Source organism: Ekhidna sp., assembly GCF_963691765.1.
Taxonomy (GTDB): domain Bacteria; phylum Bacteroidota; class Bacteroidia; order Cytophagales; family Cyclobacteriaceae; genus Ekhidna.
This window is the reverse complement of record NZ_OY829375.1, coordinates 890,234-914,920: the sequence shown is the minus strand read 5'-3', so window position 1 is coordinate 914,920 and position 24,687 is coordinate 890,234. Positions and strand designations below refer to the sequence as shown.

The 24,687-nt window shown below is 38.5% G+C and carries 38 protein-coding genes; 37 read left to right on the top strand and 1 reads right to left on the bottom strand.

The genetic code is table 11. From position 1 onward, the window contains the following. Nucleotides 1-11: 11 nt before the first annotated feature. From rpsJ to eno, 33 genes are all read left to right on the top strand, one after another. Nucleotides 12-317 (top strand): 30S ribosomal protein S10, encoded by a 306-nt coding sequence (gene rpsJ / locus ACY650_RS04385; RefSeq protein ID WP_089356797.1) that lies wholly within the window; start codon nt 12-14, stop codon nt 315-317. A gap of 172 nt (nt 318-489) precedes the next feature. Beyond that, nucleotides 490-1,122 (top strand): 50S ribosomal protein L3, encoded by a 633-nt coding sequence (gene rplC / locus ACY650_RS04380; protein ID WP_462252130.1) that lies wholly within the window; start codon nt 490-492, stop codon nt 1,120-1,122. 2 nt (nt 1,123-1,124) lie between these two features. Beyond that, nucleotides 1,125-1,751: a 50S ribosomal protein L4 gene (gene rplD, locus ACY650_RS04375; RefSeq protein WP_462252128.1), complete on the top strand. Its 627-nt coding sequence runs from the start codon at nt 1,125-1,127 to the stop codon at nt 1,749-1,751. Between the two features lies 1 nt (nt 1,752). Next, nucleotides 1,753-2,040, top strand: a complete 288-nt coding sequence (gene rplW, locus ACY650_RS04370) for a 50S ribosomal protein L23 (protein ID WP_462252126.1) — start codon at nt 1,753-1,755, stop codon at nt 2,038-2,040. A 9-nt stretch (nt 2,041-2,049) separates the two neighbouring features. Continuing rightward, nucleotides 2,050-2,871 carry a 50S ribosomal protein L2 gene (gene rplB / locus ACY650_RS04365; RefSeq protein WP_462252124.1) on the top strand — a complete coding sequence of 274 codons (822 nt, stop codon included), beginning with the start codon at nt 2,050-2,052 and terminating at the stop codon, nt 2,869-2,871. Continuing rightward, nucleotides 2,871-3,149 (top strand): 30S ribosomal protein S19, encoded by a 279-nt coding sequence (rpsS, locus tag ACY650_RS04360; protein WP_350217600.1) that lies wholly within the window; start codon nt 2,871-2,873, stop codon nt 3,147-3,149. Before rplB ends, rpsS begins: the two co-directional genes overlap by 1 nt. 8 nt (nt 3,150-3,157) lie before the next feature. Then, the gene (gene rplV, locus ACY650_RS04355) at nt 3,158-3,622 is read left to right on the top strand and encodes a 50S ribosomal protein L22 (protein ID WP_462252122.1); all 465 of its coding nucleotides are present in this window, start codon (nt 3,158-3,160) and stop codon (nt 3,620-3,622) included. Further along, complete coding sequence (gene rpsC, locus ACY650_RS04350) at nt 3,622-4,353, top strand: 30S ribosomal protein S3 (protein ID WP_462252120.1); 732 nt, start codon at nt 3,622-3,624, stop codon at nt 4,351-4,353. Before rplV ends, rpsC begins: the two co-directional genes overlap by 1 nt. Nucleotides 4,354-4,366: 13 nt before the next feature. Beyond that, nucleotides 4,367-4,789 carry a 50S ribosomal protein L16 gene (rplP, locus tag ACY650_RS04345; RefSeq protein ID WP_462252118.1) on the top strand — a complete coding sequence of 141 codons (423 nt, stop codon included), beginning with the start codon at nt 4,367-4,369 and terminating at the stop codon, nt 4,787-4,789. Beyond that, nucleotides 4,789-5,001 carry a 50S ribosomal protein L29 gene (rpmC, locus tag ACY650_RS04340; protein ID WP_462252116.1) on the top strand — a complete coding sequence of 71 codons (213 nt, stop codon included), beginning with the start codon at nt 4,789-4,791 and terminating at the stop codon, nt 4,999-5,001. The genes rplP and rpmC overlap by 1 nt, the downstream gene beginning before the upstream one ends. A gap of 9 nt (nt 5,002-5,010) precedes the next feature. Continuing rightward, nucleotides 5,011-5,265, top strand: a complete 255-nt coding sequence (rpsQ, locus tag ACY650_RS04335) for a 30S ribosomal protein S17 (protein ID WP_462252114.1) — start codon at nt 5,011-5,013, stop codon at nt 5,263-5,265. After that, entirely contained in the window at nt 5,265-5,633 is a 369-nt protein-coding gene (gene rplN, locus ACY650_RS04330) for a 50S ribosomal protein L14 (RefSeq protein WP_348280433.1), read from the top strand. The genes rpsQ and rplN overlap by 1 nt, the downstream gene beginning before the upstream one ends. Next, nucleotides 5,633-5,968 (top strand): 50S ribosomal protein L24, encoded by a 336-nt coding sequence (rplX, locus tag ACY650_RS04325; protein WP_462252112.1) that lies wholly within the window; start codon nt 5,633-5,635, stop codon nt 5,966-5,968. The genes rplN and rplX overlap by 1 nt, the downstream gene beginning before the upstream one ends. Continuing rightward, nucleotides 5,961-6,515 carry a 50S ribosomal protein L5 gene (gene rplE, locus ACY650_RS04320; RefSeq protein ID WP_462252110.1) on the top strand — a complete coding sequence of 185 codons (555 nt, stop codon included), beginning with the start codon at nt 5,961-5,963 and terminating at the stop codon, nt 6,513-6,515. The genes rplX and rplE overlap by 8 nt, the downstream gene beginning before the upstream one ends. A 6-nt stretch (nt 6,516-6,521) precedes the next feature. After that, entirely contained in the window at nt 6,522-6,791 is a 270-nt protein-coding gene (gene rpsN / locus ACY650_RS04315) for a 30S ribosomal protein S14 (protein ID WP_462252108.1), read from the top strand. An 82-nt stretch (nt 6,792-6,873) separates the two neighbouring features. Continuing rightward, the gene (rpsH, locus tag ACY650_RS04310; RefSeq protein WP_462252106.1) at nt 6,874-7,272 is read left to right on the top strand and encodes a 30S ribosomal protein S8; all 399 of its coding nucleotides are present in this window, start codon (nt 6,874-6,876) and stop codon (nt 7,270-7,272) included. Between the two features lie 10 nt (nt 7,273-7,282). Then, on the top strand, nt 7,283-7,834 hold the full coding sequence (rplF, locus tag ACY650_RS04305) for a 50S ribosomal protein L6 (RefSeq protein WP_462252104.1): 552 nt from the start codon (nt 7,283-7,285) through the stop codon (nt 7,832-7,834). Nucleotides 7,835-7,840: 6 nt separating this feature from the next. After that, entirely contained in the window at nt 7,841-8,188 is a 348-nt protein-coding gene (rplR, locus tag ACY650_RS04300; RefSeq protein ID WP_462252102.1) for a 50S ribosomal protein L18, read from the top strand. 10 nt (nt 8,189-8,198) lie between these two features. Further along, nucleotides 8,199-8,717 (top strand): 30S ribosomal protein S5, encoded by a 519-nt coding sequence (gene rpsE, locus ACY650_RS04295; protein WP_425390435.1) that lies wholly within the window; start codon nt 8,199-8,201, stop codon nt 8,715-8,717. A gap of 4 nt (nt 8,718-8,721) precedes the next feature. After that, nucleotides 8,722-8,901 (top strand): 50S ribosomal protein L30, encoded by a 180-nt coding sequence (rpmD, locus tag ACY650_RS04290; RefSeq protein WP_462252100.1) that lies wholly within the window; start codon nt 8,722-8,724, stop codon nt 8,899-8,901. 2 nt (nt 8,902-8,903) lie between these two features. Then, entirely contained in the window at nt 8,904-9,353 is a 450-nt protein-coding gene (gene rplO, locus ACY650_RS04285; RefSeq protein WP_462252098.1) for a 50S ribosomal protein L15, read from the top strand. Continuing rightward, entirely contained in the window at nt 9,353-10,660 is a 1,308-nt protein-coding gene (gene secY, locus ACY650_RS04280; RefSeq protein ID WP_462252096.1) for a preprotein translocase subunit SecY, read from the top strand. The genes rplO and secY overlap by 1 nt, the downstream gene beginning before the upstream one ends. After that, the gene (infA, locus tag ACY650_RS04275; protein WP_089356818.1) at nt 10,660-10,878 is read left to right on the top strand and encodes a translation initiation factor IF-1; all 219 of its coding nucleotides are present in this window, start codon (nt 10,660-10,662) and stop codon (nt 10,876-10,878) included. The genes secY and infA overlap by 1 nt, the downstream gene beginning before the upstream one ends. Nucleotides 10,879-10,906: 28 nt before the next feature. Then, a complete protein-coding gene (gene ykgO, locus ACY650_RS04270) occupies nt 10,907-11,023 on the top strand; it encodes a type B 50S ribosomal protein L36 (protein WP_348280443.1) in 117 nt (38 codons plus the stop codon). Between the two features lie 2 nt (nt 11,024-11,025). Further along, nucleotides 11,026-11,403 carry a 30S ribosomal protein S13 gene (gene rpsM / locus ACY650_RS04265; protein WP_462252094.1) on the top strand — a complete coding sequence of 126 codons (378 nt, stop codon included), beginning with the start codon at nt 11,026-11,028 and terminating at the stop codon, nt 11,401-11,403. A 7-nt stretch (nt 11,404-11,410) separates the two neighbouring features. Continuing rightward, complete coding sequence (gene rpsK, locus ACY650_RS04260; protein WP_462252092.1) at nt 11,411-11,803, top strand: 30S ribosomal protein S11; 393 nt, start codon at nt 11,411-11,413, stop codon at nt 11,801-11,803. Nucleotides 11,804-11,825: 22 nt separating this feature from the next. After that, the gene (rpsD, locus tag ACY650_RS04255) at nt 11,826-12,428 is read left to right on the top strand and encodes a 30S ribosomal protein S4 (RefSeq protein WP_462252090.1); all 603 of its coding nucleotides are present in this window, start codon (nt 11,826-11,828) and stop codon (nt 12,426-12,428) included. 20 nt (nt 12,429-12,448) lie between these two features. Further along, nucleotides 12,449-13,438 carry a DNA-directed RNA polymerase subunit alpha gene (locus ACY650_RS04250; protein ID WP_462252088.1) on the top strand — a complete coding sequence of 330 codons (990 nt, stop codon included), beginning with the start codon at nt 12,449-12,451 and terminating at the stop codon, nt 13,436-13,438. Beyond that, nucleotides 13,438-14,067 (top strand): 50S ribosomal protein L17, encoded by a 630-nt coding sequence (rplQ, locus tag ACY650_RS04245; protein ID WP_462252086.1) that lies wholly within the window; start codon nt 13,438-13,440, stop codon nt 14,065-14,067. The genes ACY650_RS04250 and rplQ overlap by 1 nt, the downstream gene beginning before the upstream one ends. Before the next feature lie 86 nt (nt 14,068-14,153). Then, nucleotides 14,154-14,519 carry a hypothetical protein gene (locus tag ACY650_RS04240; protein ID WP_462252084.1) on the top strand — a complete coding sequence of 122 codons (366 nt, stop codon included), beginning with the start codon at nt 14,154-14,156 and terminating at the stop codon, nt 14,517-14,519. A 4-nt stretch (nt 14,520-14,523) separates the two neighbouring features. Then, a complete protein-coding gene (locus ACY650_RS04235; RefSeq protein ID WP_462252082.1) occupies nt 14,524-17,757 on the top strand; it encodes a T9SS type A sorting domain-containing protein in 3,234 nt (1,077 codons plus the stop codon). Nucleotides 17,758-17,850: 93 nt separating this feature from the next. Beyond that, complete coding sequence (carA, locus tag ACY650_RS04230; RefSeq protein WP_462252080.1) at nt 17,851-18,954, top strand: glutamine-hydrolyzing carbamoyl-phosphate synthase small subunit; 1,104 nt, start codon at nt 17,851-17,853, stop codon at nt 18,952-18,954. Continuing rightward, entirely contained in the window at nt 18,954-20,231 is a 1,278-nt protein-coding gene (gene eno / locus ACY650_RS04225) for a phosphopyruvate hydratase (protein ID WP_462252078.1), read from the top strand. The genes carA and eno overlap by 1 nt, the downstream gene beginning before the upstream one ends. A 50-nt stretch (nt 20,232-20,281) precedes the next feature. Here eno and ACY650_RS04220 read toward each other — a convergent pair whose 3' ends face one another. Beyond that, on the bottom strand, nt 20,282-21,175 hold the full coding sequence (locus tag ACY650_RS04220) for an AraC family transcriptional regulator (RefSeq protein WP_462252076.1): 894 nt from the start codon (nt 21,173-21,175) through the stop codon (nt 20,282-20,284). A gap of 176 nt (nt 21,176-21,351) precedes the next feature. Between ACY650_RS04220 and ACY650_RS04215 the strand changes: the two genes are divergently transcribed. The 4 genes from ACY650_RS04215 (at nt 21,352) to ACY650_RS04200 (ending at nt 24,632) form a co-directional block, all read left to right on the top strand. After that, on the top strand, nt 21,352-21,939 hold the full coding sequence (locus ACY650_RS04215) for a hypothetical protein (protein ID WP_462252074.1): 588 nt from the start codon (nt 21,352-21,354) through the stop codon (nt 21,937-21,939). 154 nt (nt 21,940-22,093) lie between these two features. Beyond that, nucleotides 22,094-22,780 carry a LiaF transmembrane domain-containing protein gene (locus ACY650_RS04210; protein ID WP_462252072.1) on the top strand — a complete coding sequence of 229 codons (687 nt, stop codon included), beginning with the start codon at nt 22,094-22,096 and terminating at the stop codon, nt 22,778-22,780. A gap of 51 nt (nt 22,781-22,831) precedes the next feature. Beyond that, nucleotides 22,832-23,893, top strand: a complete 1,062-nt coding sequence (locus ACY650_RS04205) for a sensor histidine kinase (RefSeq protein ID WP_462252070.1) — start codon at nt 22,832-22,834, stop codon at nt 23,891-23,893. Further along, nucleotides 23,880-24,632, top strand: a complete 753-nt coding sequence (locus ACY650_RS04200) for a LytR/AlgR family response regulator transcription factor (RefSeq protein ID WP_462252068.1) — start codon at nt 23,880-23,882, stop codon at nt 24,630-24,632. Before ACY650_RS04205 ends, ACY650_RS04200 begins: the two co-directional genes overlap by 14 nt. Nucleotides 24,633-24,687: the final 55 nt, after the last annotated feature.

Here is a 24,687-nt window from a genome sequence, read left to right as displayed (position 1 = left end):
ATTAAAAGATCATGAATCAAAAAATTAGAATAAAACTTAAGTCTTACGACCACAACTTGGTTGACAAGTCTTCTGAGAAAATTGTTCGAGCAGTAAAGACTACTGGAGCAGTTGTAAGCGGACCAATTCCGCTTCCTACTGTAAAAGAGAAATTCACTGTGCTTAAGTCACCTCACGTGAACAAAAAAGCAAGAGAGCAATTTCAGCTATGTACCTACAAGAGACTTGTAGATATCTATAGCAACAGTGCTAAGACTGTAGATGCTTTGATGAAGCTAGAGCTTCCAAGTGGAGTAGACGTAGAGATAAAAGTATAGTCCGATTTAGTTCGGAAATGAAGAACCAATTGGTTTATATCGATTGGTTCTTTTTTTGTCTAAAAAAATAACCGATCAAAGTTTTGATCGGCATCTGGATTTGCTATCTTTGCAGTCCTTTTCACGAAAAGTTTGCCTGAAGGGGTAATTATAAGATATAAACGAGTAGAAAATGCCTGGTTTAATAGGAAGGAAAGTAGGAATGACAAATGTCTTTGACGAGAATGGTAAAAGCATCGCTTGTACCCTTGTTGAAGCTGGTCCTTGCGTCGTGACTCAAGTTAAGAACGAAGAGACAGACGGATACAAAGCTGTGCAGTTGGCTTACGGAGAAAGAAAGGAAAAAAATACACCTAAAGCGCTTCAGGGGCATTTTGCGAAAGCAAAAACTACTCCAAAGCAAAAGGTAGTTGAGTTTAGAGATTTTAGATCTGAATTCGACGATAAAGTGAAGTTGGGTAATGAAATCAAAATTGAAGATGTATTTGCAGAGCAAGATTATGTTGATGCAGTAGCAACTTCAAAAGGTAAAGGATTTCAAGGGGTTGTGAAGAGACATGGATTCGGTGGAGTTGGTCAAGCAACACACGGTCAGCATAACAGACTAAGAGCTCCAGGTTCAATTGGTGCTGCGTCTTTCCCATCTAGAGTTTTCAAAGGCCTTAAAATGGCTGGTAGAACTGGTGGTGACAGAGTAAAAGTTTTGAACCTAAGAGTATTGAAAGTATATCCTGAGAAAAACTTGGTGTTAATATCAGGTTCTATCCCAGGCGCTAAAAATTCATTCGTAATACTTGAGAAGTAATCATGAAGGTAGCTGTATTAAATATTAAAGGAGAAGAGACAGGTAGAGAAATCAACCTTGACAAGAGCATCTTTGGCATAGAGCCAAATGAGCATGCTGTCTACCTTGATGTAAAGAATTACTTGGCAAACCAAAGACAAGGTACTGCTAAGACGAAAGATAAAGGTGAGATCACAGCATCAACTCGTAAGATTAAGAAGCAGAAGGGTACTGGTACAGCTAGGGCTGGTAGTGTGAAGTCTGGTCTTATGAGAGGTGGAGGAACGTTCTTCGGTCCTCAGCCAAGAGATTATGGTTTCAAACTGAATAAGAAAGTGAAGAAGCTTGCTCGCAAGTCTGTACTTTCTTCTCGAGCTAAAGAAAAAGCTATTCAAGTACTTGAAGATTTTTCTTTCGAAGCTCCAAAGACTAAAGAGTTTATCAACATCCTTAATAGTCTTTCGGTAAGCGATAAGAAATCATTGTTACTTGTTAGTGACAAAAACAAGAACGTTTTCTTGTCTTCAAGAAACCTTAAGAAAACACATGTTTCAACAGTTGACGAAGTGAATACTTACGATTTGATCAACGCTGAGCGTCTGATCCTTTGTGAAGGAACACTTGACCAACTAAAAGAAAGATTTAACTAAGATGGGAGTTTTAATTAAACCACTAGTTACGGAAAAAGTATCTGCTCTTAATGAGCATGGCAAATACGGATTTGTAGTTGCTAAAAATGCGAATAAAGTTCAGATCAAGACTGAGGTTGAAAAGACTTACGGGGTAACTGTTGAGTCTGTGAATACAATGATTCAGCCTGGTGCATCTAAGCGACGATACACTAAGTCAAGAGTTATTGAAGGTAGAACTCCAGCTTACAAAAAGGCAATTGTGCAGGTGGCTGAGGGAGATATAATTGATTTTTATAGCGGAATATAATATACAGAGATGGCTGTAAGAAAACTTAAACCGACAACTCCAGGACAAAGGTTCCGAATGGCACCTGTCTTTGATGATATTACCAAAAGTACTCCTGAGAGATCTTTGGTAACTACTTCAAAGAGAAATGGAGGTAGAAATAACCAGGGTAGAATGACCGTGAGAAATGTTGGCGGTGGTCACAAGCGCAAGCTTAGACTTATCGACTTCAAAAGAGACAAGCACGGTATTCCTGCAACTGTTAAAGCAATTGAGTACGATCCAAACAGATCTGCAAGAATAGCATTGCTTTACTACGCAGATGGAGAGAAAAGATATATCATCGCTCCAGCAGGACTTGAGGTAGGTACAACGGTTAATTCTGGAAAAGGAATTGCTCCTGAGGTAGGAAACACACTTTTCTTATCAGAAATTCCTCTAGGTACAATCATTCACAACATTGAGTTGAAGCCTGGTAAAGGTGGAGTAATGGCGAGAAGTGCTGGGACGTATGTTCAGCTTGTTGCGAGAGAAGGAAAGTATTCTACAGTAAAGCTTCCTTCAGGTGAGATGAGAATGGTATTAAACACTTGTCTTGCTACCATAGGAACAGTTTCTAACTCTGATCACATGAGTGTGAGACTAGGTAAAGCGGGAAGAAATAGATGGTTAGGAAGAAGACCTAGAGTAAGAGGTGTTGCTATGAACCCGGTTGATCACCCAATGGGAGGTGGAGAAGGAAGATCTTCAGGAGGTCATCCAAGATCAAGAAATGGTCAGTATACGAAGGGTCTTAAAACTCGTCGTCCAAATAAATATTCTGATAAGCAGATAGTTAAACGAAGGAAATAATGTCAAGATCATTAAAGAAGGGACCTTATATAGACTTCCGACTTGAGAAAAAAGTCGATGCGATGAATGATTCTGGTAAGAAATCAGTGATCAAAACTTGGTCTAGGAGATCAATGATCTCTCCGGATTTCGTAGGTCACACATTCGCAGTTCATAACGGAAATAAATTCATTCCTGTTTTCGTAACTGAAAACATGGTAGGACATAAACTTGGCGAATTCGCTCCGACTAGAAACTTTAGAGGACACATCGCTAAGAAGGATAAAGGTAAAAGATAAGCGCACCAATGGAAGCTGAAAAGAAATTAAAGAAATCAGTCAAAATCAGACTTCAAAAAGAAGCTGATAAGAAATTCCGTGAAGAGAACAAGGGAAAACTTGGTGCTGTTAAGTCATCACTTCGAAATGTACCTACTTCTCCACGAAAAATGAGACTAGTAGCGGACATGATCCGAGGAGAGAGAGCAAACATTGCTCTTAATATCTTAAGATTTGATGCACACCATGCATCAAATGCTCTTGAGAAGTTGTTACTAACGGCAATTGCGGATTGGCAAATGCAAAATGAAGATATCAGCATCGAAGAGGCTGATCTTTATGTGAAAGAAATCTATGTGGATAGTGCGAGAATGTTGAAGCGATTGAGACCAGCTCCTCAAGGGAGAGCACATAGAATTAGAAAGAGATCAAATCATGTGACTATCGTAGTAGATAATCACAACCAAGAAGAAACTAAAGAAAGCAACAAGTAATGGGACAAAAAGTAAACCCAGTTGGATTTAGATTAGGAGTTATCAAAGGGTGGGATTCTGCCTGGTTCGATAGCAAGTCTTACGCTGATAAAATTGTTGAGGACAACAAAATCCGTAAGTACATCATGGCTCGTATGCCAAAGGGTGGTATATCTAAGATCGTAATCGAGCGAACACTTAAGAGAATTACCTTGACTGTACATACAGCTCGTCCAGGAGTAGTTATCGGTAAAGGAGGATCTGAAGTAGACAAAATCAAGGAAGAGTTGAAAAACTTAACTGGAAAAGATCTTCAGATAAACATCTTCGAGATCAAAAGACCTGAACTAGATGCGAAACTTGTTGGTGAGTCTATCGCTCAGCAATTGCAAGCAAGAATCTCTTTTAGAAGAGCAATGAAGCAAGCAATCGCATCTTCAATGAGAGTTGGGGCTCAAGGAATTAAAATCAAATGCTCTGGAAGATTAGGTGGTGCTGAGATGGCAAGAAGTGAGCAGTACAAGGAAGGAAGAATTCCTTTGCACACACTTAGAGCAGATATTGATTACGCTATCACTGAAGCGAACACTATTTACGGTAAAATCGGTATCAAGGTATGGATTTTCAAAGGAGAGGTTTTCGGTAAAAGAGATCTTTCACCAAACGTAGGTCAATCAGGTGGTGGCAATAGCAACCAGTCTGGTGGCGGAGCTCCTAACAGAAGGAGAAGAGAAAATAGAAGAAGAAAGTAAAGTTTTGTAAAGCATGTTACAGCCGAAACGAACGAAATATAGAAAAATGCAAAAAGGCCGAGTGAAGGGTCTAGCTCAACGTGGGCATAGATTAGCATTCGGAACTTTTGGAATTAAGGCAATGGAGCCAGGATGGATCACTAGCCGCCAGATCGAAGCTGCTAGGATTGCAATGACTAGAGCTATGAAAAGAGAAGGTCAAGTTTGGATCCGAATCTTTCCTGACAAGCCAGTGACAAAGAAGCCTGCAGAAGTAAGGATGGGTAAGGGTAAAGGAGCACCAGAATATTGGGTAGCTACTGTAAAGCCTGGAACAGTTCTTTTTGAAGCAGCTGGAGTAGATATTGAGTTGGCGAAAGAAGCTTTAAGACTTGCGGCGCAAAAACTGCCGATTTCTACAAAATTTACATTAGCAAAAGATTATAAGCCAGAGTAATGAAAAATTCTGAACTAAGAGGATTGAGTCTGGACGAGCTGAAAAATAAGCTTGCAGTAGAAAAGGAGACTTACAGCAAATTGAAATTTGCTCACAGTATCACTCCAATTGAGAACCCAATGAAAATTCGTGAGAATAGAAAATTGGTGGCAAGAATTCAGACAGAAATTAAAGCCAAAGAGTTAAACCAAGCTGCTGAAGCAAGCAAATAATTTTCGGTGATGGAAAGAAATTTAAGAAAAGAAAGAATCGGGCAAGTGGTAAGCAACAAAATGCAGAAAAGCATCACTGTTGCTGTTGAAAGAAAAGTAAAGCACCCGATCTACGGAAAATTTGTGAGAAAAACTACTAAGCTCACAGCTCACGATGAGAAAGATGATTGCAACATCGGTGATACGGTGAAAGTAATGGAGACTCGTCCAATGAGCAAAAACAAAAGATGGAGGTTAGTTGAAATTATTGAAAGAGCAAAATAATGGTACAGCAGGAGTCAAGATTATCGGTTGCGGACAATAGTGGTGCTAAAGAAGTACTAGTAATCCGTGTGCTTGGTGGCACTAAGAAGCGATATGCTTCTGTTGGTGACAAAATTATTGTGACTGTAAAGCACGCACTTTCATCAAGTAGTTTGAAAAAAGGAACTGTATCAAGAGCAGTGGTAGTTCGTACTAAAAAAGAAGTACGAAGAAAAGATGGTAGCTACATCAGATTTGAAGATAATGCTGCTGTATTACTTACTGCAAATGATGAGCCTAGAGGAACAAGGATCTTCGGCCCTGTGGCTAGAGAACTTAGAGAGAAGCAGTTCATGAAAATTGTATCATTAGCACCTGAAGTACTTTAATGATGAGCAAAGTAAAATTCCACGTAAGAAAAGGAGATACCGTTAAGATTATTGGCGGTAACGATAAAGGTAAAACTGGTAAAGTACTAGAAGTAAACACTACTAAGTACAGAGCTATTGTTGAAGGAGCAAACATGATAACTAAGCATGTTAAGCCTTCAGCTGAAAATCCAGAAGGAGGAATTCAGGAAACTGAAGCTGCAATTCACCTTAGCAACCTTAAAGTAGTTGATCCATCATCAGGTGAGCCTACAAGAATAGGTAGAAAGAAAAATGCAGATGGTAAGCTGCAGAGATATTCAAAAAAATCAGGAGAATTTATCACGAATGGCTAGTCCTAGATTAAAAGAAAAATACAGCAAAGAGATCGTTCCTCATTTGAAGGACAAGTTTCAGTATAGCTCTGTTATGCAGGTGCCTAAACTGACTAAGATTGCAATCAATAAAGGTATTGGTGCTGCTGTGTCTGATAAGAAATTGGTAGATACAGGTGTTGAAGAGTTGACACAAATCACTGGTCAAAAGGCTGTACCTACAATAGCGAAAAAATCTGTTTCAAACTTTAAGTTAAGAGAGGGAATGCCTATCGGAGCTAAAGTTACTCTGAGAGGAGACAGAATGTATGAATTCCTTGATAGACTAATGACTGTTGCTCTCCCACGAGTAAGAGACTTCAAAGGAATTAGAGAAAAAGGATTTGATGGCAGAGGAAATTATACTCTTGGTGTACAGGAGCAGATCATCTTCCCTGAAATCAGTATCGATAAAGTAAACAAAATTACAGGTATGGACATCACGTTTGTGACAAGCGCACAGTCTGATGAGGAGAGTCTTGAATTATTGAGATCTTTCGGAATGCCGTTTACTTCAAAGAAGAACTAAGAAATTATGGCTAGAGAAGCAGTAAAAGCGAGAGAAAGAAAAAGAGAAAAACTTGTAGCAAGATATGCCGAGAAAAGAGCCGCTTTGAAAGAAGCTGGTGATTGGGAAGGTCTTGACAAGCTTCCAAGAAACTCTTCAAAAGTAAGATTGCACAACAGATGTAAGCTTACTGGTAGACCTAAGGGCTACATGAGAAGGTTTGGAATCTCTAGGGTGACATTCAGAGAAATGGCATCTGATGGAAAAATACCAGGTGTAACTAAAGCAAGCTGGTAGATTTTCAATCTTCCTTTCGTTTCAAAATATAAATTATTATTTTTGCACCCCCTTTTTCGAGGGGGATAAGTGTGTTTAAGAAATGGTAACAGACCCGATAGCAGATTATTTAACAAGAATTCGCAACGCGATAGGCGCGAATCACCGTGTGGTAGAAGTGCCTGCTTCTAATTTAAAGAAGGAGATCACTAAAGTATTGCACAGTAAGGGCTTCATCAGAAACTACAAGTTTGAGGATGATTCGAAGCAAGGTATTATCAAAATTGCTTTGAAATACAACCCGCAAACGAAGCAGTCAGCGATTACTAGTCTAGAGAGAGTGAGTACTCCTGGACTTAGAAAATACGCAGGAGCTGAAACTCTACCAAGAGTATTAAACGGTCTTGGTATCGCGATTCTATCTACTTCTAAAGGAGTAATCTCCGATAAAGAAGCTAGAAGAGAGAATATAGGTGGTGAGGTTTTATGTTACGTTTATTAATTGAATTGAGATGTCAAGGATAGGAAAAGCGCCAATTAATGTACCCGAAGGAGTTTCAATCACTGTTGACAACAATGTTGTTAGCGTAAAGGGCCCTAAAGGAGAACTTTCTCAACAAATAGATCCGGATATTACTTGTAAAGTAGAAGATGGAGTAATCACTGTTGAGCGTCCAACTGAACAAAAAAGACACAAGTCTCTTCATGGACTTTACCGTTCATTGGTAAACAACATGGTTGAAGGAGTGAGCAATGGATACAAGAAGGAGATGGAACTTGTGGGTGTAGGTTATAAAGCCGCTGTTCAAAACAATGTTTTAGAGCTTAATCTTGGGTATTCTCACAGTATATACTTTGCTGTTCCAGAAGAAATTAAGGTTACTGCGGATACAGTAAAAGGACAAAATCCAAAAGTGACAGTAGAAGGTATTGACAAGCAATTAGTTGGTCAGGTATCTGCTAAAATTAAGTCACTCAGAAAAGTTGAACCATACAAAGGAAAAGGTATTCGCTTTGTTGGTGAGCAAATTAGAAGAAAAGCTGGTAAAACTGCTGCTAAATAATAAGACATGGCGATTACTAAAACAGCAAGAAGAAAAAGACTTAGACTGGGTATCAGAAGAAAGATTTCTGGTACTGCTGAAAGACCAAGAGTTTCTGTTTTCAAAAGCAACAAAGGCATTTATGCTCAGTTGATTGATGATGTTAATGGCAAAACTTTGGCATCCGCGTCTACTAAGGAGCTTGGTAAAGGAGCTCTTAATGTAGAGATCGCAAAAGAAGTTGGTAAAAAATTGGCTGAGAATGCTAAAAGTGCAGGTATCGAGACTGTTATTTTCGATAGAGGTGGATACCCGTACCATGGTAGAGTAAAGTCTTTGGCTGAAGGTGCTCGTGAAGGAGGATTAAAATTCTAAGAAGAAAATTATGTCACAAAGCAATATAAGATCTATAAAAGCAAGTGAAATCGACCTTCAGGAGAGAGTAGTTGCGATAAAAAGAGTAGCTAAGGTAGTGAAGGGTGGTCGTAGATTCAGCTTCTCTGCAATCGTAGTAGTGGGAGATGGAAACGGTGTTGTAGGATACGGACTAGGTAAAGCGAATGAAGTAACTGACGCGATTACTAAGGGAATTGACGATGCTAAAAAGAATTTGGTTAAGGTACCTGTTTTCAAAGGTACTGTGCCTCACGAAGCAATCGGAAAATTCGGTGGTGGACTTGTACTTCTTAAGCCTGCAGCTGCTGGTACAGGAGTAATAGCAGGTGGAGCGATGCGTGCTGTATTGGAGAGTGCGGGAGTACACGACGTACTTGCAAAATCGAAAGGATCTTCAAATCCACACAACGTGGTGAAAGCAACTTTCGATGCGTTAAATAAAATGAGAGATCCGTTTGCTGTAGCACAGCAAAGAGGAGTGTCTTTAGATAAAGTTTTCAATGGCTAAGATAATGGCAAAAGTATTAATCACACAAAAGAGAAGTACGATCAATCGTCCTGAGAACCAGAAAAGAACAATTTCTGCTCTAGGTCTTGGTAAAATCAATAGATCCGTTGAAAAAGAATTGACACCTTCTATTAGCGGGATGATCAAAACGGTTAATCACTTAATAGAAGTTAAAGAGCTGTAAACATGAGACTTGAATCACTAAAGCCTGCAGAAGGCTCAACAAAGAATAGAAAGAGAATCGGTAGAGGTCAAGGCTCTGGAAGAGGTGGTACTTCTACAAAAGGACACAAGGGTGCTCAGTCTAGAGCTGGATACTCTAGGAAAACTGGATTTGAAGGTGGTCAAATGCCTTTACAGAGAAGAGTTCCTAAGTTCGGATTTAAGAACAACAATAAGATTGTTTCTAAAGCTATCAACCTTGACGACCTTCAGAAGTTGAGTGAGGCAAAGAAATTGAAGGAAATCACTCCTGAAATTCTTAAAGAAAACGGTCTTGCACAAAAGAAAGATGTAGTGAAGGTTTTAGGAAGAGGAGAATTGAAAGCATCACTTAAAGTTACAGCACACAAATTCTCGAAAACTGCTCAAGAGGCTATTGAGAAAGCTGGTGGATCAATTACGATAGTTGAATAATGAAGAAATTCATAGATACCATAAAAAACATTTTTTCCATTGAGGAACTGAGAACTAGAATCCTAAATACCATAGGGTTCTTGGTTATATTCAGAATCGGTTCTTTTGTGGTACTTCCTGGAGTAGACCCTTCAAGACTTACTGGACAAGCGTCTGGTATTTTTGGATTATTGGATACTTTCTTGGGTGGAGCATTTAGTAATGCATCTGTGTTTGCGCTTGGTATCATGCCTTACATATCTGCATCTATTGTATTGCAGTTGATGACAGTGGCAGTACCGTATTTCCAAAAGTTACAGAAAGAGGGAGATAGTGGTAGAAAGAAAATTAACCAACTGACAAGAGTATTGACAATTGCAATCTGTATGGCACAAGGTTTCAGCTATGTTTCAGCTGCAATTGAGCCTACTGCAATCATTGACAATAGTTTCTTTTTCAAGTTTACTTCAGTGATAATACTTACTTCAGGTACCATCTTCTGCATGTGGCTTGGAGAAAAGATTACTGATAAAGGAATTGGTAATGGTATTTCAATGCTGATCATGATCGGTATTATCTCAAGGTTCCCAGGAAGTATTGCTGCAGAAGCAATCACAAGAGGAATGAGCGAAATGCTACTATTTATACTTGAGTTAGTTGCGTTGTTCTTCGTTGTTCTAGTAACAGTAGCTCTTGTTCAGGCAGTAAGAAGAGTGCCAGTACAATACGCAAAGCAAGTGGTTGGAAATAAAGTGTATGGTGGTCAAAGACAATACATTCCGTTGAAAGTGAATGCTTCAGGAGTTATGCCAATCATCTTTGCTCAGTCAATTATGTTTTTGCCAGCGATGCTAGCTGGGTTGTGGAGGGAGGAAAGTGATTTCGCTAACTATATAGGTACAACGTTCTCTGATTTTACGTCGTGGCAATACAATTTAACATTTGCCATAATGATTATCGTTTTCACATTTTTCTATACTGCGATAACGATCAATCCTAATCAGATTGCAGATGACATGAAAAGAAATGGTGGATTTGTTCCTGGAATCAAGCCGGGTAAGCAAACCGCTGATTATTTAGATAACATTCTATCAAGAATCACTTTACCAGGAGCGATTTTCCTAGCGATCATCGCGATCCTTCCTGCTTTCGCTATGATTGCGGGCGTTAATCAAGGCTTTGCTCAGTTTTACGGAGGAACGTCACTTTTGATTATGGTGGGTGTAATTCTAGATACCCTTCAGCAGATTGAGAGCTACCTGCTCATGAGGCATTATGAAGGTATGATGAAATCAGGTAGAGTTAAAGGGAGAACCCAAGCAGCGTAATGGCAAAGCAAGCATCCATAGAGCAAGACGGAACTATCGTGGAAGCATTGTCTAATGCAATGTTTAGGGTAGAACTTGAAAATGGTCACGAGGTAATAGCGCATATCTCTGGGAAGATGAGAATGCACTACATTAAGATTTTGCCTGGAGATAAGGTGAAATTGGAAATGTCGCCTTATGATCTAACTAAAGGAAGAATAGTTTATCGCTATAAATAACAGCCTAGGCTGATAAAGAGAAAAGAAAATGAAAGTAAGAGCATCCGTAAAAAAACGAAGCGCTGATTGCAAAGTGATCAGAAGAAAAGGGAAGCTTTATGTAATTAATAAAAAGAATCCAAAGTTTAAACAAAGACAAGGATAATTATGGCAAGAGTTGCAGGAGTAGATATTCCCGATAACAAGCGAGGCGAAATCGCCTTGACTTACATCTTTGGTATAGGTAGAACTTCAGCCCAAAAGATTTTGGAAGAAGCTGGTGTTGACCTAAACAAGAAAGTTCAAGATTGGACTGATGATGAAGGTGGTAAAATCAGAACCGCCATTCGAGAAAAGTACAAAGTAGAAGGTGTACTTAAAGGTGAGATCCAAATGAGTATCAAAAGACTTTTGGATATCGGTTGTTATAGAGGTCTTCGTCATAGAAAAGGATTGCCTGTTAGAGGTCAGCATACTAAGAATAATGCTAGGACTCGAAAAGGAAAGAGAAAGACGGTTGCTAATAAGAAAAAAGCTGTTAAGTAATAGATAGATGGCACAAAAGAGAAAAGATAAAGCTAAAAAGAGAGTTGTTGCAGTTGATGCTATGGGCCAAGCTCATATCAAAGCATCATTCAATAACATTATCATTTCAATGACCAACGGAACCGGTCAAGTTATCAGCTGGGCTTCAGCGGGTAAAATGGGATTCCGTGGATCAAAGAAAAATACGCCATATGCAGCTCAGGTAGCAGCGCAAGAGTGTGCTCAAAAAGCATATGATCTTGGATTAAGAAAGGTTGAGGTTTTTGTTAAAGGACCTGGATCAGGAAGAGAATCTGCAATCAGAACCATTCAAAATATTGGTATTGAAGTTACAATGATCAAAGATGTAACTCCACTACCTCACAATGGATGCAGACCTCCTAAAAGAAGAAGAGTTTAAGATATTAAAACAGTAATAGATAATGGCAAGATATACTGGGCCTAAGACTAAAATTTCAAGACGATTCGGAGAGCCTATCTTCGGAGCTAGCAAGGCTTTGCAGAAGAAAGCTTATCCTCCTGGACAACACGGTCGAGGAAGAAGAAAGAAGCAGTCTGAATATGCAATTCAGCTAGCAGAGAAGCAAAAAGCGAAATACACTTATGGTGTACTAGAGCGTCAATTTGCTAACGTTTTTGATAAGGCTTCAAGAAAAAGTGGTATTACTGGTGAGATCCTTCTTCAATTATTGGAGGCAAGATTGGATAACACCGTATTCCGTCTAGGTATAGCTCCTACAAGAAGAGCTGCTAGACAACTTGTTTCGCATAAGCATATTACTGTAAATGGAGAAGTTGTAAACGTACCTTCATATACATTAAGAAATAACGATATCATAGGTGTGAGAGAGAAGTCAAAATCTCTTGAAGCTATCACTGATAGCCTTGCATCTAATGCTCGTAGTTACTCTTGGTTGGAGTGGGATTCTACTAACATGTCTGGTAAATTCCTTAACTCTCCTAGCAGAGAGGAAATCCCTGAGAATATCAAGGAGCAGCTGATCGTAGAATTGTACTCTAAGTAAACACTCAAAAAATAAGATATATGTCAATCCTAGCATTTCAAATGCCGGAAAAGGTGGTGATGGATAAAGCAGATGATTTCCATGGCCTCTTTACTTTCAAACCCTTAGAAAAAGGATACGGCGTTACTGTAGGTAATGCGTTGAGAAGGATTCTTCTTTCTTCTTTGGAAGGGTATGCAATAACTGGAGTTAAAATACCTGGTGTATTGCACGAATTCTCTACTGTAGAAGGAGTTGTAGAAGATGTGAGTGAAATGATCCTTAATCTTAAGATGGTAAGGTTCAAAAAGATTGAAGATGTAGCAGATAGCAGCATTACTATCAATGTATCTAACATGAAGAAGCTAACTGCAGGTGACCTTGCAAAGGCTACTACTTCATTTGAAATTTTAAATCCAGAGCACGTAATCTGTCACCTAGATGAATCTGCTAAGTTCGAAATGGAGCTTACCGTAGAAAAAGGTAGAGGTTATGTTGGAGCTGATGACAATAAGCCAGCTGAACAAAACTTTGGGTTCATAGCTATCGACTCAATCTTTACACCGATTAAGAATGTAAAGTACAGCGTTGAGAACACAAGGGTAGAGCAGAAAACTGACTACGAGCAGTTGACATTAGATATTCAGACTGATGGCTCAATTCACCCTGAAAATGCGCTTAAAGGAGCAGCTAATATATTGATCCAACACTTCATGCTATTCTCTGATCAGAACATGATTCTTGAGACCCAGGAGGCTGGTGAGCCAGAGCAAGTAGATGAAGAATTGTTGCACATGAGAAAGATGTTGAAGACTAATCTTAACGATTTGGATCTTTCAGTACGTGCATACAATTGCCTTAAGGCTGCGGATGTAAGAACTCTTGGAGATCTTGTATCTCTTGAGATTTCTGATATGATGAAGTTCAGAAACTTCGGTAAGAAATCATTGGCTGAACTGGAGCAATTAGTTTCTGATAAAGGCCTTACTTTCGGTATGGACCTTGGTAAATACAAATTGGAGGAAGAATAATGAGACACGGAAAGAAATTTAATCACCTAGGTAGAAAGACAGCGCATAGAAGTGCAATGCTTTCTAATATGGCTTCTTCTCTTATCATGCATAAGAGAATCAATACTACTGTTGCTAAAGCTAAAGCTTTGAAAAAGTATATTGAGCCTATTCTTACTAAGTCTAAGACAGATGATACGAATTCTAGAAGAGTGGTTTTCTCTTACCTTCAGGATAAAGAGTCTGTAACAGAGTTATTCAATACTGTAGCAGAAAAGATTGCTAGTAGACCTGGTGGATATACTCGAATCATCAAGACTGGAGCTAGACTTGGTGATAACGCAGAAATGTGCATGATGGAACTTGTAGACTTCAATGAGCTATTACTAGGAGATGAAACTGCTGGAAAAGCTAAAACTAGAAGATCAAGAAGAGGTGGAGCAAGCAAAGCGAAAGCTGAGACTCCTAAAGCTGAAGCGGCTGAAGAAGTAGTAAACGAGGAAGTAGTAGAGGAAGCTAAAGCAGAAGAAGTGGTTGAGGCAGAAGTAGTGGAAGAAACAGAAGCTACTGAAGAAGCACCAGAAGTCAATGCAGAGGATGCTGAAGAAAAATCAGAAGATCAAGATTCTGAAGAAGAAAGCAAGAAGTAAGACAATTTAACGACTTAGTCGTCGAAAATATTAAGGGATTGAGCATAAGCTTAATCCCTTTTTTTATTTTACATAAAAATTATAAAATGCGTTTTTTTACAATTATTGGGGTTTCCCTTTTATTATTAACTGGATGCGCTAGAAATACAGCAGCAGACGATTCAAAATCAATTGTAGATAATCCGGATTTAGCTTTTGCCAGCGACTATAAGCCGAATCCTGATGAAGTAGTAATTTCAGCTAGATTGATTTCCTTTAGTGACAACGTTGCAAAGGTTGAAGTAATAAAACAATTGGCAACAGGGTTTGGAGCCAAGGCGGTATTAAGTCCTGGTGACGAACTGTCTTTATCTACTAGTTCTAAACCTTCAGATAATTTCATTTGCGCATTTGAAGTTGCCGATGTTCCAGGAGACAATAGTACCTACCGAATTACAAGATTTTTAAAGTAAGAATATGAGAAGAATAATCACATTATTCCTGATTCTAGGAGTAGCCAATGTTATGGCACAAGTTCAGAATCAAAAAGACGACCCGCAAGCAAGATTGGAATTTGAGTTTATGAGAACCAAAAATCCAATTACCAACGAAGTTCCAATAGGCATTCGTATCAAAGAGCAAACCCTTATGGATAAAAGACAGAAGGAGCTTAAATCAAGCAGTAGAGCAGTTGCTTCTTCTACAGACTGGGTGAATAGAGGCCCTTACAATGTAGGAGGTAGAACTCGAGCTTTAGCAGTAGACGTTTCTGATGCCACAGAGAATACAATTTTGGCAGGAGGTGTCTCTGGAGGACTATGGAGAACAACAGATGGTGGAGCTAATTGGTCTAAGATGACTACATCCACTGATCTACAAAGTATTACTTGCATTGCGCAGGATACAAGATCTGGACAAGAAAATACCTGGTACTATGGCACAGGTGAATTAAGTGGTAATTCTGCAAGTGCGGCAGGCTTTACAGCATTCTATAGAGGTGATGGAATTTTTAAATCTACGGATGGCGGCTCTACTTGGAATTTACTAGCAAGTACTTCAACCGATATTCCTGAGTCAAATGATAACTCGTTTGATTATAACAATGAAATAGTAGTGAACCCAACCAATGGAGATGTTTTGGTTGCGAATCAAAGTGGAATATTTTTATCCGATGATGGTGGGACTACATGGAGCCAAGTACTATCTGGAGGTACATGGACGGATGTAGCAGTAACTTCAACTGGAATTTTATATGCATTTATTTCAGGTGATGGTATTTATCAATCTACCACAGGAGGTGGGGTAAGTACATGGTCAAGTATTGGAGATATTAATATGCCATTTGCCAGTGGTGATAGGTATGAATTAGCTATTGCACCTTCGGATGAAGATGTTATTTATGCGCTTGGTGAAGATTCAGACAATGATACGCATGCGCTGTGGGTATTTGATGACGAGACGGATGCTTGGGTTGATCGCTCTGCGAATATTCCATTAATTGGTGGTCAAACTGGAGATTTTAATTCGCAAGGTGGTTATGACTTAGTTGTTAAAGTAAAGAAAGACGACCCTAATTTCGTTGTGATTGGAGGTAGAAACTTGTGGACATCTACTGATGGATTTTCAACGATTAATGACGATCAATCAGACAATGTGAATTGGATTGGTGGATATACTGCTGCTAATAATTCATTTGCACTTTATGATAATCATCACCCAGATCAGCATTCATTTATTTTCTTGGATGGAGATAGAGCCTATTCTGGTAATGATGGCGGCGTGCAGCTAACTACTGATATTACTGCATCCACTGTTGCTTGGACGCCACTTAATAATGGATATATCACTGCGCAGATATATGCTGTTTCGGCAGGGCCAGAAGATCAGTTATTAATAGGACTTCAAGATAACGGCACCTGGTTTGCAGATAATTCAACAACAGCTACAGATGCATGGGATGATGCTTGGGGGGGAGATGGAGCATATAGCGCGGTGAATACTGATGGAACTGTTAGGTTTTTGTCTTCACAAAATGCGAATGTAACCATATGGAATTATTCTGATGCAAATGATCCAAGCGCCTCTTCTGCATTTTTCTTCGTGCCAGATGAAGCTGATGGATATACTACGAATTTGTTTATCACTCCATTTTATCTTGATCCAGACAATAATGATCTATTCTATTTAGGAGGAGACAATGAATTATGGGTTAATACCGAAGCTGTTTCTACTGAAAATAGAAGTGGGTCAAATCAAGGGTGGAAATCTATTAATACTGGCGTTGCAGGAATTGTTAGTGAAATTGGGATTGGATCAGGCGAGGTTGTTTATGCAGGAACATCTTCTGGAAATCTTGTGCGAGTAACGAATGCGAGCGATGCTAGCCCTACGGTAGAGAATGTAACTGGTTCAAATTTTCCTGGCGGATACATTTCTGGAGTAAGTGTCAATCAAAGTAATAATAATAGTGTACTTGTTACATTCTCAAACTACGAAATCCCAAGCGTTTTCTATACGAGCGATGGAGGAGTAACATGGACAGACGTCAGTGGAAACTTAGAAGAAAATGCAGATGGATCGGGTAGTGGGACATCTGTAAGAGTAGGTAGAATCCATGGAAATGCATTTAAGTTTTATGTTGGAACAAGTACAGGACTTTATTCGACAGAAACATTGGATGGTGAAAATACTATATGGACGCGTGAAGATGAGAGTGGTATTGGTAGTACTGTGGTTGAGCATATGCTTACTAGAGCAGATGGTTTAGTTGTGGCGGCTACTCATGGCAATGGTGTATACTCTGCAAATGTTGGATTCTTTGATGTAGATATGGGTGTTCAAAGTATAGATGCTCCTGTAACTGGGGTATTTTCTGATACAGATACGGATGTGGTTGTTACCGTTCAAAACAATGGTAATCTTGAAGTCACAGATTTTTCGATCTCATTATATATCGACGATGCGTTGATTGTTTCTGATGATGTGACAACAACGATTAGCAGTCTGGGAACTTATCAACATACTTTTTCTCAGACTTATGATTTTACAACTATAGGTGCGTATTCCATAAGAGTAGAAGTTGATTTGGATGGTGATGAAGATCTTAGTCTGAATGTCTTATCAGCAGATGTTGTCAGTCTGGCTGTTCCAACAGATATTAGTTTATCTAATAATACCATAGAAGAAGGTCTAGATACTGGTACTAGTATTGGTGAGTTTGAAGCGACTGATGAAGATGATGATACACACTCGTTTAGATTAGTAGATGGAGATGGATCTGATGATAACGGCAGCTTCTCAGTCGCTGGAAATGAATTGCTTTCCAAAGAAAGTTTTGATTTCGCTGACGGGTCTGTTTATACCATCCGAATAGAGACAGAAGACGATGATGGAAATACATTCACAAAGTCTTTCCAAGTAAATATTTCCGATGTTTTAGCGGTCGATGAGTGGGAAAAAGCCGGAATAACGATATACCCTAATCCGTCGAAAGGTAGAACCAGTATTGAAATGATAAATGATTATATAGGTGATGTAGAAGTAAGACTAGTTAGCTTAGATGGTAAAGAAGTATTACTTGAGAGAACCTATCCTAAAAATCAGAAATCTACTCGTTCATTGCTTGATATATCAGGTCTAAATTCGGGAGTCTATTATGTTACTTTCAATTTTGGTGGTAAAGAAATAACGAGCAAACTAATCAAGGAATAAAACTTGTTTTAAAGCTTTTTAAGAAGCCATCCCAGAAATGAAAAGGGATGGCTTTTTTTATTGGCAAATCCATAACTATTTTTGCTCCCCAGTATGAAATACCCTACCCGCAAAAAAGCCACACTTTTACTTGAAGACGGCACCACATTTACTGGACACTCCATAGGTAAGGAAGGTACCTCAGGAGGAGAAATTTGTTTCAATACCGGAATGACTGGATATCAGGAGATTTACACTGATCCATCATATTATGGTCAAATCATTGTTAATACAACTTCGCATATTGGGAATTATGGCGCGATGGAGCAAGAAGTCGAGAGTGATAACCCTACAATTAAAGGATTGGTTGTAAATGATTTCTCTCAGATCTACAGTCGTGATTTAGCAAATGAAAGCTTACAGGAATTTCTGGAAAGAAATAATACTGTAGGAATAGCAGGTGTTGACACGCGAAAAATTGTAAGACATATACGAACCAAAGGAGCTATGAATGCAATCATTTCTTCAGAACTTGAAGGTGATGCATTGAAAGCTGAATTGGATAAAGTGCCGAGCATGGAGGCATTGGAATTATCTACAGTTGTTACCACTAAGGAGGCCTACGAACTAGGTGCTGATAACAAAGGATTTAAAGTAGCGGTACTCGATCTTGGTATCAAGAAATCTATACTTAAAAATCTGGTAGATAGAGATTGTTACTGTAAAGTATTTCCAGCTCAGACGTCTTTCGAAGAAATGGAAAAATGGAGCCCTGATGGATACTTTATCTCAAACGGTCCTGGCGATCCTTCTGTGATGGACTATGCTTCTAATACCGTAAGTGAAATTCTGGATAAGAATAAACCTACCTTCGGTATTTGCATGGGAAGTCAAATTCTGGCTAAAGCTGTAGGAATAGCTACATACAAAATGCATCACGGTCATAGGGGCCTTAACCATCCAGTTAAAAATTTGAAGACTGGATATAGTGAAATTACATCCCAAAATCATGGTTTTGCTGTAGATATGAAGGCTTTGGAGCAGTCAGATAAGGCAGAACTTACCCACATTGATTTAAATCATGATACAGTTGAAGGGCTTCGCTTAAAAGATAAGCCAGCTTTCGCTGTTCAATATCACCCCGAGTCCTCACCAGGACCAAATGATTCAACATACCTATTTGACGATTTTATTCAACTTATAAAAGAAAACAAATAATGAGCGTTATAGAGAGCGTTTTTGCCCGTCAGATCATGGATTCGAGGGGCAACCCTACTGTAGAAGTAGAAGTAATAACAGAGTCCGGTGATATTGGACGTGCTGCGGTTCCATCAGGAGCTTCAACAGGCGAGCATGAGGCTGTTGAGCTGCGTGACGGAGACAAGTCAAGATATATGGGCAAAGGAGTTCAAAAAGCTGTTGATAATGTAAACAACATTATTGCTCCTGAAATCGAAGGCCAGCTAGTAGTAGAGCAAGCGTACATCGATCAATTGATGATTGATTTAGATGGTACTCCTAATAAATCCAAGCTTGGAGCTAATGCAATTCTTGGTGTTTCACTGGCTGTTGCAAAAGCAGGAGCAGACTCTTGTCAGCTGCCATTGTATCGATACATTGGTGGAGTCAATGCGAAAGTATTACCAGTTCCAATGATGAATATCATTAATGGAGGATCTCACTCTGATGCACCAATTGCATTTCAAGAGTTTATGATACGACCTGTAGGCGCACCAACTTTTACAGAAGCGTTAAGAATGGGTGGTGAGATTTTTCACAATCTCAAAGCCATTATTCATGACAAAGGATTGAGTACGGCTGTTGGTGATGAAGGTGGGTTTGCACCAAATTTTGAAGGTGGGACTGAGGAAGCACTGGAAAGTATTCTAGAGGCAATCAAGAAAGCTGGGTATAAAGCTGGAGCTGATGTTACGATTGCTCTTGATTGTGCATCTTCTGAATTTTTTGAGGATGGAGTTTATAACTACAGTAAGTTCGAAGGAGAGAATGGAGCGAAAAGAACTAGCGCTGAGCAAGCAGAATATCTTGCTAAGCTTGTTAACGATTATCCAATAGATAGCATCGAAGATGGCTGCGACGAAAATGATTGGGACGGCTGGAAAATGCTTACAGAAAAAGTTGGAGACAAGTGCCAGCTAGTTGGGGATGATCTACTTGTGACCAATGTGAAGTTTCTTGAAAAAGGAATTAAAGAAAATGCTGCAAACTCAATTTTGATTAAAGTAAATCAGATAGGTACGCTTACGGAGACTCTTGATGCAATCGAGATGGCTCACAAAGCAGGATGGACAGCTGTAGTTTCTCATAGATCTGGTGAAACCGAGGATGCCACTATCGCTGATATTGCTGTGGCAACCAATGCAGGTCAAATCAAAACTGGTTCTATGAGTAGATCAGATAGAATGGCTAAATACAACCAACTTCTTCGAATAGAGGAGGAGCTTGGTGATGTTGCGATCTATCCAAGCAAATAATATCAATATTTTAATTGAGATAAGGCTTACAGTTTTCTGTAAGCCTTTTTTTATAATATATCCTGAATTTCCTTCCTGTATTCGGAAGGACTTTTCCTTGCAAAGGATTTGAATTGGGATACAAAGTGAGAGTAGTTACTAAACCCACTTTCAAAACATACCTCGGTAATACTTATTTGTTTTTCTGATAGCAATTTTGAGGCATGAACAAGTCGATATTCATTCAAAAACTGGGTGAATGTCTTATGCGTCATTTTTTTAAAGTACCTACAGAATGAGGGTTCAGTCATACTTACCAAGTCGCATATTTCTGATAAAGAGATTGGGTTCCTGAAATTTTCTTTCACATGGTTTAATACTTTATTTAGTCGATCATTGTCTTGGATGTTGGCAACCAAAGAAAATCCATTAGCATTGAGGATTTTGTAATCAGTGGATTGTGATAAATCCTTTAGGATTTTTATTAAGTGTAATATTTGATTGAATTTATCCATTTCCGCAAGCTCCTCTAGCTGAGCACCAATTCGCTCTTTGTCATTATTTCCAAAAGCCAATCCTCCTTTAGCTTTTTCAAATAGGCTGTATATGCCTTTCATCTCGGGTATTTTGAAGAATTGGTCACCCAAGAAATCGGGAAGCATCTGCACTACAATTTCACATTTATAGTGACTTAGTCTATTCGTAAACCCTTCATGCGGAAGGTTCGATCCAATCAATACAAGTTCTCCATCGTTGAAGTAAGAAAGGTGGCTTCCGATGTGTCGTTTACCATTACCTCCTTTTACGTAAACCAATTCCAGTTCAGGATGGAAGTGCCAGAACGGCATAGAATTTCTTTGATTTTCATGAAAGTGACGAATCAGTATTGATGCATCATGAGGCAAGACAACTTTTTCAAGTGGTGGTCGGGTCAATTTTTTTGATGCAGCAATATTTACTTTCAATGTGATTTCGTTTAATGAAATTGAATTTATTGGTAAAATTCTTCAATGAAACTTGATTTTACTATCATTTCATTCATTAAATGTTAATATTCTATAGATATATGATAATTACATGGTGTTTGTGCTCCTTTTCGTCGTCTAGGTTTGTAATGTCTTCAAATCAAAAACAGAATAATATGAAACAGGCATTCAAATTAATGATGATCACAATTACATTGATTGTATCAGCAGCACAAACATCGCAAGCGAAATCTACACTTAATGTTTTAGCAATTGGCGATATGAAATTACAAGTGAAGATGTCAAACATTCAGGGTAGAGCAACTTCATTCATTAAGGATGAAAATGGGAAAATTCTTAGCAGAAAGAGAGTGAAAATTGGAGAAGAAGTTAATCTTATATACGATGTCTCTGATCTAACTGATGGAGTCTATTTCCTTACATTAAAAGATGAGAGTAAAAGTCAGACTGTACCATTCAGATTAATTGGTGATGAAATTAAAGTTCAGTCAGAAGAATTTAAGAAGACATTTTTTCCAAAACTGGTAAAAGAAGAAGACGAAATGTTGGTGAAGTTGCTATCAGATGAATCAAACGATTTGCATATTGATATCAGATCAAGCAATGGTGATCACCTTTATTATGAAAGGATCGAAGGCAAGATTGGATTAATAGGGAAGCGATTTAAATTCAATCCCGGCTCTTATCTGGTTTCAATCTCTAGTAATGATTACTCAGAAACAACACCAATAACTTTTGAATAAGAATCAGCTATGTAAGACTCCGATTGAATGATCGGAGTTTTTTTATATAAGTGAAACTACACTTTACCGGTAAGGAACCGCAGCTTACCGATTTCCTATTTCAGTGTTTGCTTCTCATAGCGAGTTTTGGGTATCAATTTAAAACTCAAAGGTTATGACACGACAAGAAAACACAGACTCAAAAGTATGGCTAGGTTTAGTCCTAGTATTGATTGGAGGTTACTTCTTATTAGACAATCTCTATTTGATTCCATCATTTTTACCTTACTGGCTGTTTAGCTGGGAAATGATTTTCATCCTGATAGGTGGATCAATGCTAGCCACAAGAAGAAGAGAAGGATTTGTTTTTCTAGGCATAGGAGCTTTCTTCCTTCTGCCAGACATCATAGGCATTCCTCATTTTCATTTTAGTGACTGGTGGCCAGTTATTTTGATAGCAGTTGGAGTCTCTTTTTTTTTAAGAAGACGAAGCTATGAAAATGTAGAATCAGTAAGTGACGAATACTTTGATAGCACTTCGATTTTTGGAGGTGCAGAAAAATCTATCACTACACGGAATTTAAAAGGGGGACGAATCAATTCAATATTCGGAGGTTCAGAGTTAAACATGCTTCACGCTGAACTGGGACAAAAAGAAGTAATGCTAGACTGCCTATGTGTTTTTGGAGGCAACGAAATAATAGTGCCAAATGACTGGACTGTAGTGAATGAAATGTTTGTGATTTTTGGAGGCTACTCTGATAAACGAGCGACGGTTTCAGGAGAGAAGCAAGATCCAGATAAAGTAATAAGACTAAAAGGTATGGTCCTATTTGGTGGGATGGAACTAAGAGGTGGTTAAGTCTTAATGATTCGTTTAATACCTTTAGGACTAATTCAAACCTAACCAATAATGAAGCACCCAGTACTGAGCGGTTTTGGCTATAAATTATACATCGGAGTATGGTTGGTGGTCATGGCTGTTCACAGCTCGGTGCTTTATTTTTTTTATGACTTTCAAGCTACCATAGCAATAGCCGACAGTGTAGTTCATAATCTAATCTTTGGAGCAATTGCACCTGGATTTTGGTTTATCGTTACTTTCGGAGGAATAAACAAAGATGAGCTTTCACTAATCGGAACACACTTAGGAGCGGCTATTCTTACCATTTTAGTGTGGGTGTCGCTATCCAGTTTTACACTCAATTCCTTTTTCAATCAAGATATCGCTTACATCACATTTCTGAAAGAATCTAGTATATGGAGGGTGATTGTAGGAGTGCTATTTTATAGCATCAGCGTTTTGATTTTTTACTTGATCAAGTACTATCAGGATATGCAGAAACGTCTGAATCGTGAGTTGGAGTTACAAAACCTGCTTAAGGATTCTGAACTGCGGATGTTGAAGTCTCAGATCAATCCGCATTTTATCTTTAATAGTCTTAATTCCGTTAGTGCGCTTACCGTTTCTCAACCTGAGAATGCAAGAAAGATGGTCATTAAGTTAAGTGACTTTCTAAGATACTCATTAGGCAAGGACAATAGTGAATTGAACACGCTCGATCAAGAAGTAAAGAATGCCTCTCTCTATTTAGACATCGAAAAAGTACGATTTGGTGATAAACTCAATTTCGTAAAAGAAGTATCTAATGATTGTGATGGGGTGAAGGTTCCTAACCTTATTTTGCAGCCACTTTTTGAAAATGCGATAAAGTATGGTGTTTATGATAGCATTGATCCAGTGACCATCCATTTAAAGGGCGAAAAGCATGACGATATGGTGTATCTAATTATCAGAAATGATTTCGACCCTTCTTCTGTAACACCTAAGGGCGAAGGCATTGGTCTAGCGAATGTCAAGAAAAGACTTAATTTGGTTTATGGTAGAAATGATTTGATAGATATAAGAAAAGGAGAAGCTGAATTTTTAGTGACTTTAAAGATTCCAATAGAATTATCTAATGACACGAATTAGAACATTAATTATAGATGATGAGTATTTAGCTCGTGAGATTATTAGGGGCTATTTGAATAATGATGATCAAATCGAAATAATTGGTGAATGTGATAATGGATTTGAAGGGTATAAGCTAATCAATGAGTTGAAACCTGATTTGATTTTTCTTGACGTTATGATGCCCAAATTAACTGGCTTTGAAATGTTGGAACTGATCGAACAACCACCTGTCATCGTTTTTAGCACAGCCTATGATGAATATGCCATTAAAGCCTTTGATCAAAACGCGGTAGACTATCTTCTCAAGCCTTACGATGAAACACGATTTGTTGAAGCGTTATCCAAAGCAAAGGCGAAGCTGAATGCAAGTGGTCAGAGTGTTGAGACTATAAATAAAGTAATAGAACAACACCATGATAAGACAGAGGTGTTATCACGAGTTGCAGTAAGGACAGGGGCAAAGATTAATATCGTTGCCGTCGATAAGATTAAATACCTAGAGGCACAGGATGATTACGTAAAGCTGTATACAGAAGAAGGGAATCATTTGAAGCAGCAAACAATGAAATTTTATGAAAGTCATTTACCTCAAGATGACTTCCTTCGTATTCATAGATCTTATATCGTTCGCTTAAAAGAGATTAGTCGCGTAGAGTTAATGGGCAAAGATTCTCACGTGGTTCTTCTGCAAGATGGGACTCAACTAACTGTGAGTCGATCCGGATATACCCGACTAAAAGAAGTTCTCAATTTTTAGTGAAAATTATATAACTATAAAAATAGTTGTATAATTATAAATATAGTTATAGTAT

Excerpts from the sequence above, each read along its gene's own strand:
- ykgO (WP_348280443.1), top strand. The coding sequence starts at position 10,907 with ATGAAAGTAAGAGCATCCGTAAAAAAACGAAGCGCTGATTGCAAAGTG.
- ACY650_RS04215 (WP_462252074.1), top strand. The coding sequence starts at position 21,352 with ATGAAACAGGCATTCAAATTAATGATGATCACAATTACATTGATTGTA.
- rpsM (WP_462252094.1), top strand. The coding sequence starts at position 11,026 with ATGGCAAGAGTTGCAGGAGTAGATATTCCCGATAACAAGCGAGGCGAA.
- rplX (WP_462252112.1), top strand. The coding sequence starts at position 5,633 with ATGATGAGCAAAGTAAAATTCCACGTAAGAAAAGGAGATACCGTTAAG.
- rplQ (WP_462252086.1), top strand. The coding sequence starts at position 13,438 with ATGAGACACGGAAAGAAATTTAATCACCTAGGTAGAAAGACAGCGCAT.
- infA (WP_089356818.1), top strand. The coding sequence starts at position 10,660 with ATGGCAAAGCAAGCATCCATAGAGCAAGACGGAACTATCGTGGAAGCA.
- rplE (WP_462252110.1), top strand. The coding sequence starts at position 5,961 with ATGGCTAGTCCTAGATTAAAAGAAAAATACAGCAAAGAGATCGTTCCT.
- rpsS (WP_350217600.1), top strand. The coding sequence starts at position 2,871 with ATGTCAAGATCATTAAAGAAGGGACCTTATATAGACTTCCGACTTGAG.
- carA (WP_462252080.1), top strand. The coding sequence starts at position 17,851 with ATGAAATACCCTACCCGCAAAAAAGCCACACTTTTACTTGAAGACGGC.
- rplO (WP_462252098.1), top strand. The coding sequence starts at position 8,904 with ATGAGACTTGAATCACTAAAGCCTGCAGAAGGCTCAACAAAGAATAGA.
- ACY650_RS04235 (WP_462252082.1), top strand. The coding sequence starts at position 14,524 with ATGAGAAGAATAATCACATTATTCCTGATTCTAGGAGTAGCCAATGTT.
- rpsJ (WP_089356797.1), top strand. The coding sequence starts at position 12 with ATGAATCAAAAAATTAGAATAAAACTTAAGTCTTACGACCACAACTTG.
- rplC (WP_462252130.1), top strand. The coding sequence starts at position 490 with ATGCCTGGTTTAATAGGAAGGAAAGTAGGAATGACAAATGTCTTTGAC.
- eno (WP_462252078.1), top strand. The coding sequence starts at position 18,954 with ATGAGCGTTATAGAGAGCGTTTTTGCCCGTCAGATCATGGATTCGAGG.
- rplW (WP_462252126.1), top strand. The coding sequence starts at position 1,753 with ATGGGAGTTTTAATTAAACCACTAGTTACGGAAAAAGTATCTGCTCTT.
- rpsQ (WP_462252114.1), top strand. The coding sequence starts at position 5,011 with ATGGAAAGAAATTTAAGAAAAGAAAGAATCGGGCAAGTGGTAAGCAAC.
- rpsE (WP_425390435.1), top strand. The coding sequence starts at position 8,199 with ATGTCACAAAGCAATATAAGATCTATAAAAGCAAGTGAAATCGACCTT.
- rplD (WP_462252128.1), top strand. The coding sequence starts at position 1,125 with ATGAAGGTAGCTGTATTAAATATTAAAGGAGAAGAGACAGGTAGAGAA.
- rpsK (WP_462252092.1), top strand. The coding sequence starts at position 11,411 with ATGGCACAAAAGAGAAAAGATAAAGCTAAAAAGAGAGTTGTTGCAGTT.
- rpsD (WP_462252090.1), top strand. The coding sequence starts at position 11,826 with ATGGCAAGATATACTGGGCCTAAGACTAAAATTTCAAGACGATTCGGA.
- ACY650_RS04205 (WP_462252070.1), top strand. The coding sequence starts at position 22,832 with ATGAAGCACCCAGTACTGAGCGGTTTTGGCTATAAATTATACATCGGA.
- rplN (WP_348280433.1), top strand. The coding sequence starts at position 5,265 with ATGGTACAGCAGGAGTCAAGATTATCGGTTGCGGACAATAGTGGTGCT.
- rplV (WP_462252122.1), top strand. The coding sequence starts at position 3,158 with ATGGAAGCTGAAAAGAAATTAAAGAAATCAGTCAAAATCAGACTTCAA.
- rplF (WP_462252104.1), top strand. The coding sequence starts at position 7,283 with ATGTCAAGGATAGGAAAAGCGCCAATTAATGTACCCGAAGGAGTTTCA.
- rplP (WP_462252118.1), top strand. The coding sequence starts at position 4,367 with ATGTTACAGCCGAAACGAACGAAATATAGAAAAATGCAAAAAGGCCGA.
- rplR (WP_462252102.1), top strand. The coding sequence starts at position 7,841 with ATGGCGATTACTAAAACAGCAAGAAGAAAAAGACTTAGACTGGGTATC.
- ACY650_RS04200 (WP_462252068.1), top strand. The coding sequence starts at position 23,880 with ATGACACGAATTAGAACATTAATTATAGATGATGAGTATTTAGCTCGT.
- rpsH (WP_462252106.1), top strand. The coding sequence starts at position 6,874 with ATGGTAACAGACCCGATAGCAGATTATTTAACAAGAATTCGCAACGCG.
- ACY650_RS04240 (WP_462252084.1), top strand. The coding sequence starts at position 14,154 with ATGCGTTTTTTTACAATTATTGGGGTTTCCCTTTTATTATTAACTGGA.
- ACY650_RS04250 (WP_462252088.1), top strand. The coding sequence starts at position 12,449 with ATGTCAATCCTAGCATTTCAAATGCCGGAAAAGGTGGTGATGGATAAA.
- ACY650_RS04210 (WP_462252072.1), top strand. The coding sequence starts at position 22,094 with ATGACACGACAAGAAAACACAGACTCAAAAGTATGGCTAGGTTTAGTC.
- rplB (WP_462252124.1), top strand. The coding sequence starts at position 2,050 with ATGGCTGTAAGAAAACTTAAACCGACAACTCCAGGACAAAGGTTCCGA.
- rpmD (WP_462252100.1), top strand. The coding sequence starts at position 8,722 with ATGGCAAAAGTATTAATCACACAAAAGAGAAGTACGATCAATCGTCCT.
- secY (WP_462252096.1), top strand. The coding sequence starts at position 9,353 with ATGAAGAAATTCATAGATACCATAAAAAACATTTTTTCCATTGAGGAA.
- rpsC (WP_462252120.1), top strand. The coding sequence starts at position 3,622 with ATGGGACAAAAAGTAAACCCAGTTGGATTTAGATTAGGAGTTATCAAA.
- rpmC (WP_462252116.1), top strand. The coding sequence starts at position 4,789 with ATGAAAAATTCTGAACTAAGAGGATTGAGTCTGGACGAGCTGAAAAAT.
- rpsN (WP_462252108.1), top strand. The coding sequence starts at position 6,522 with ATGGCTAGAGAAGCAGTAAAAGCGAGAGAAAGAAAAAGAGAAAAACTT.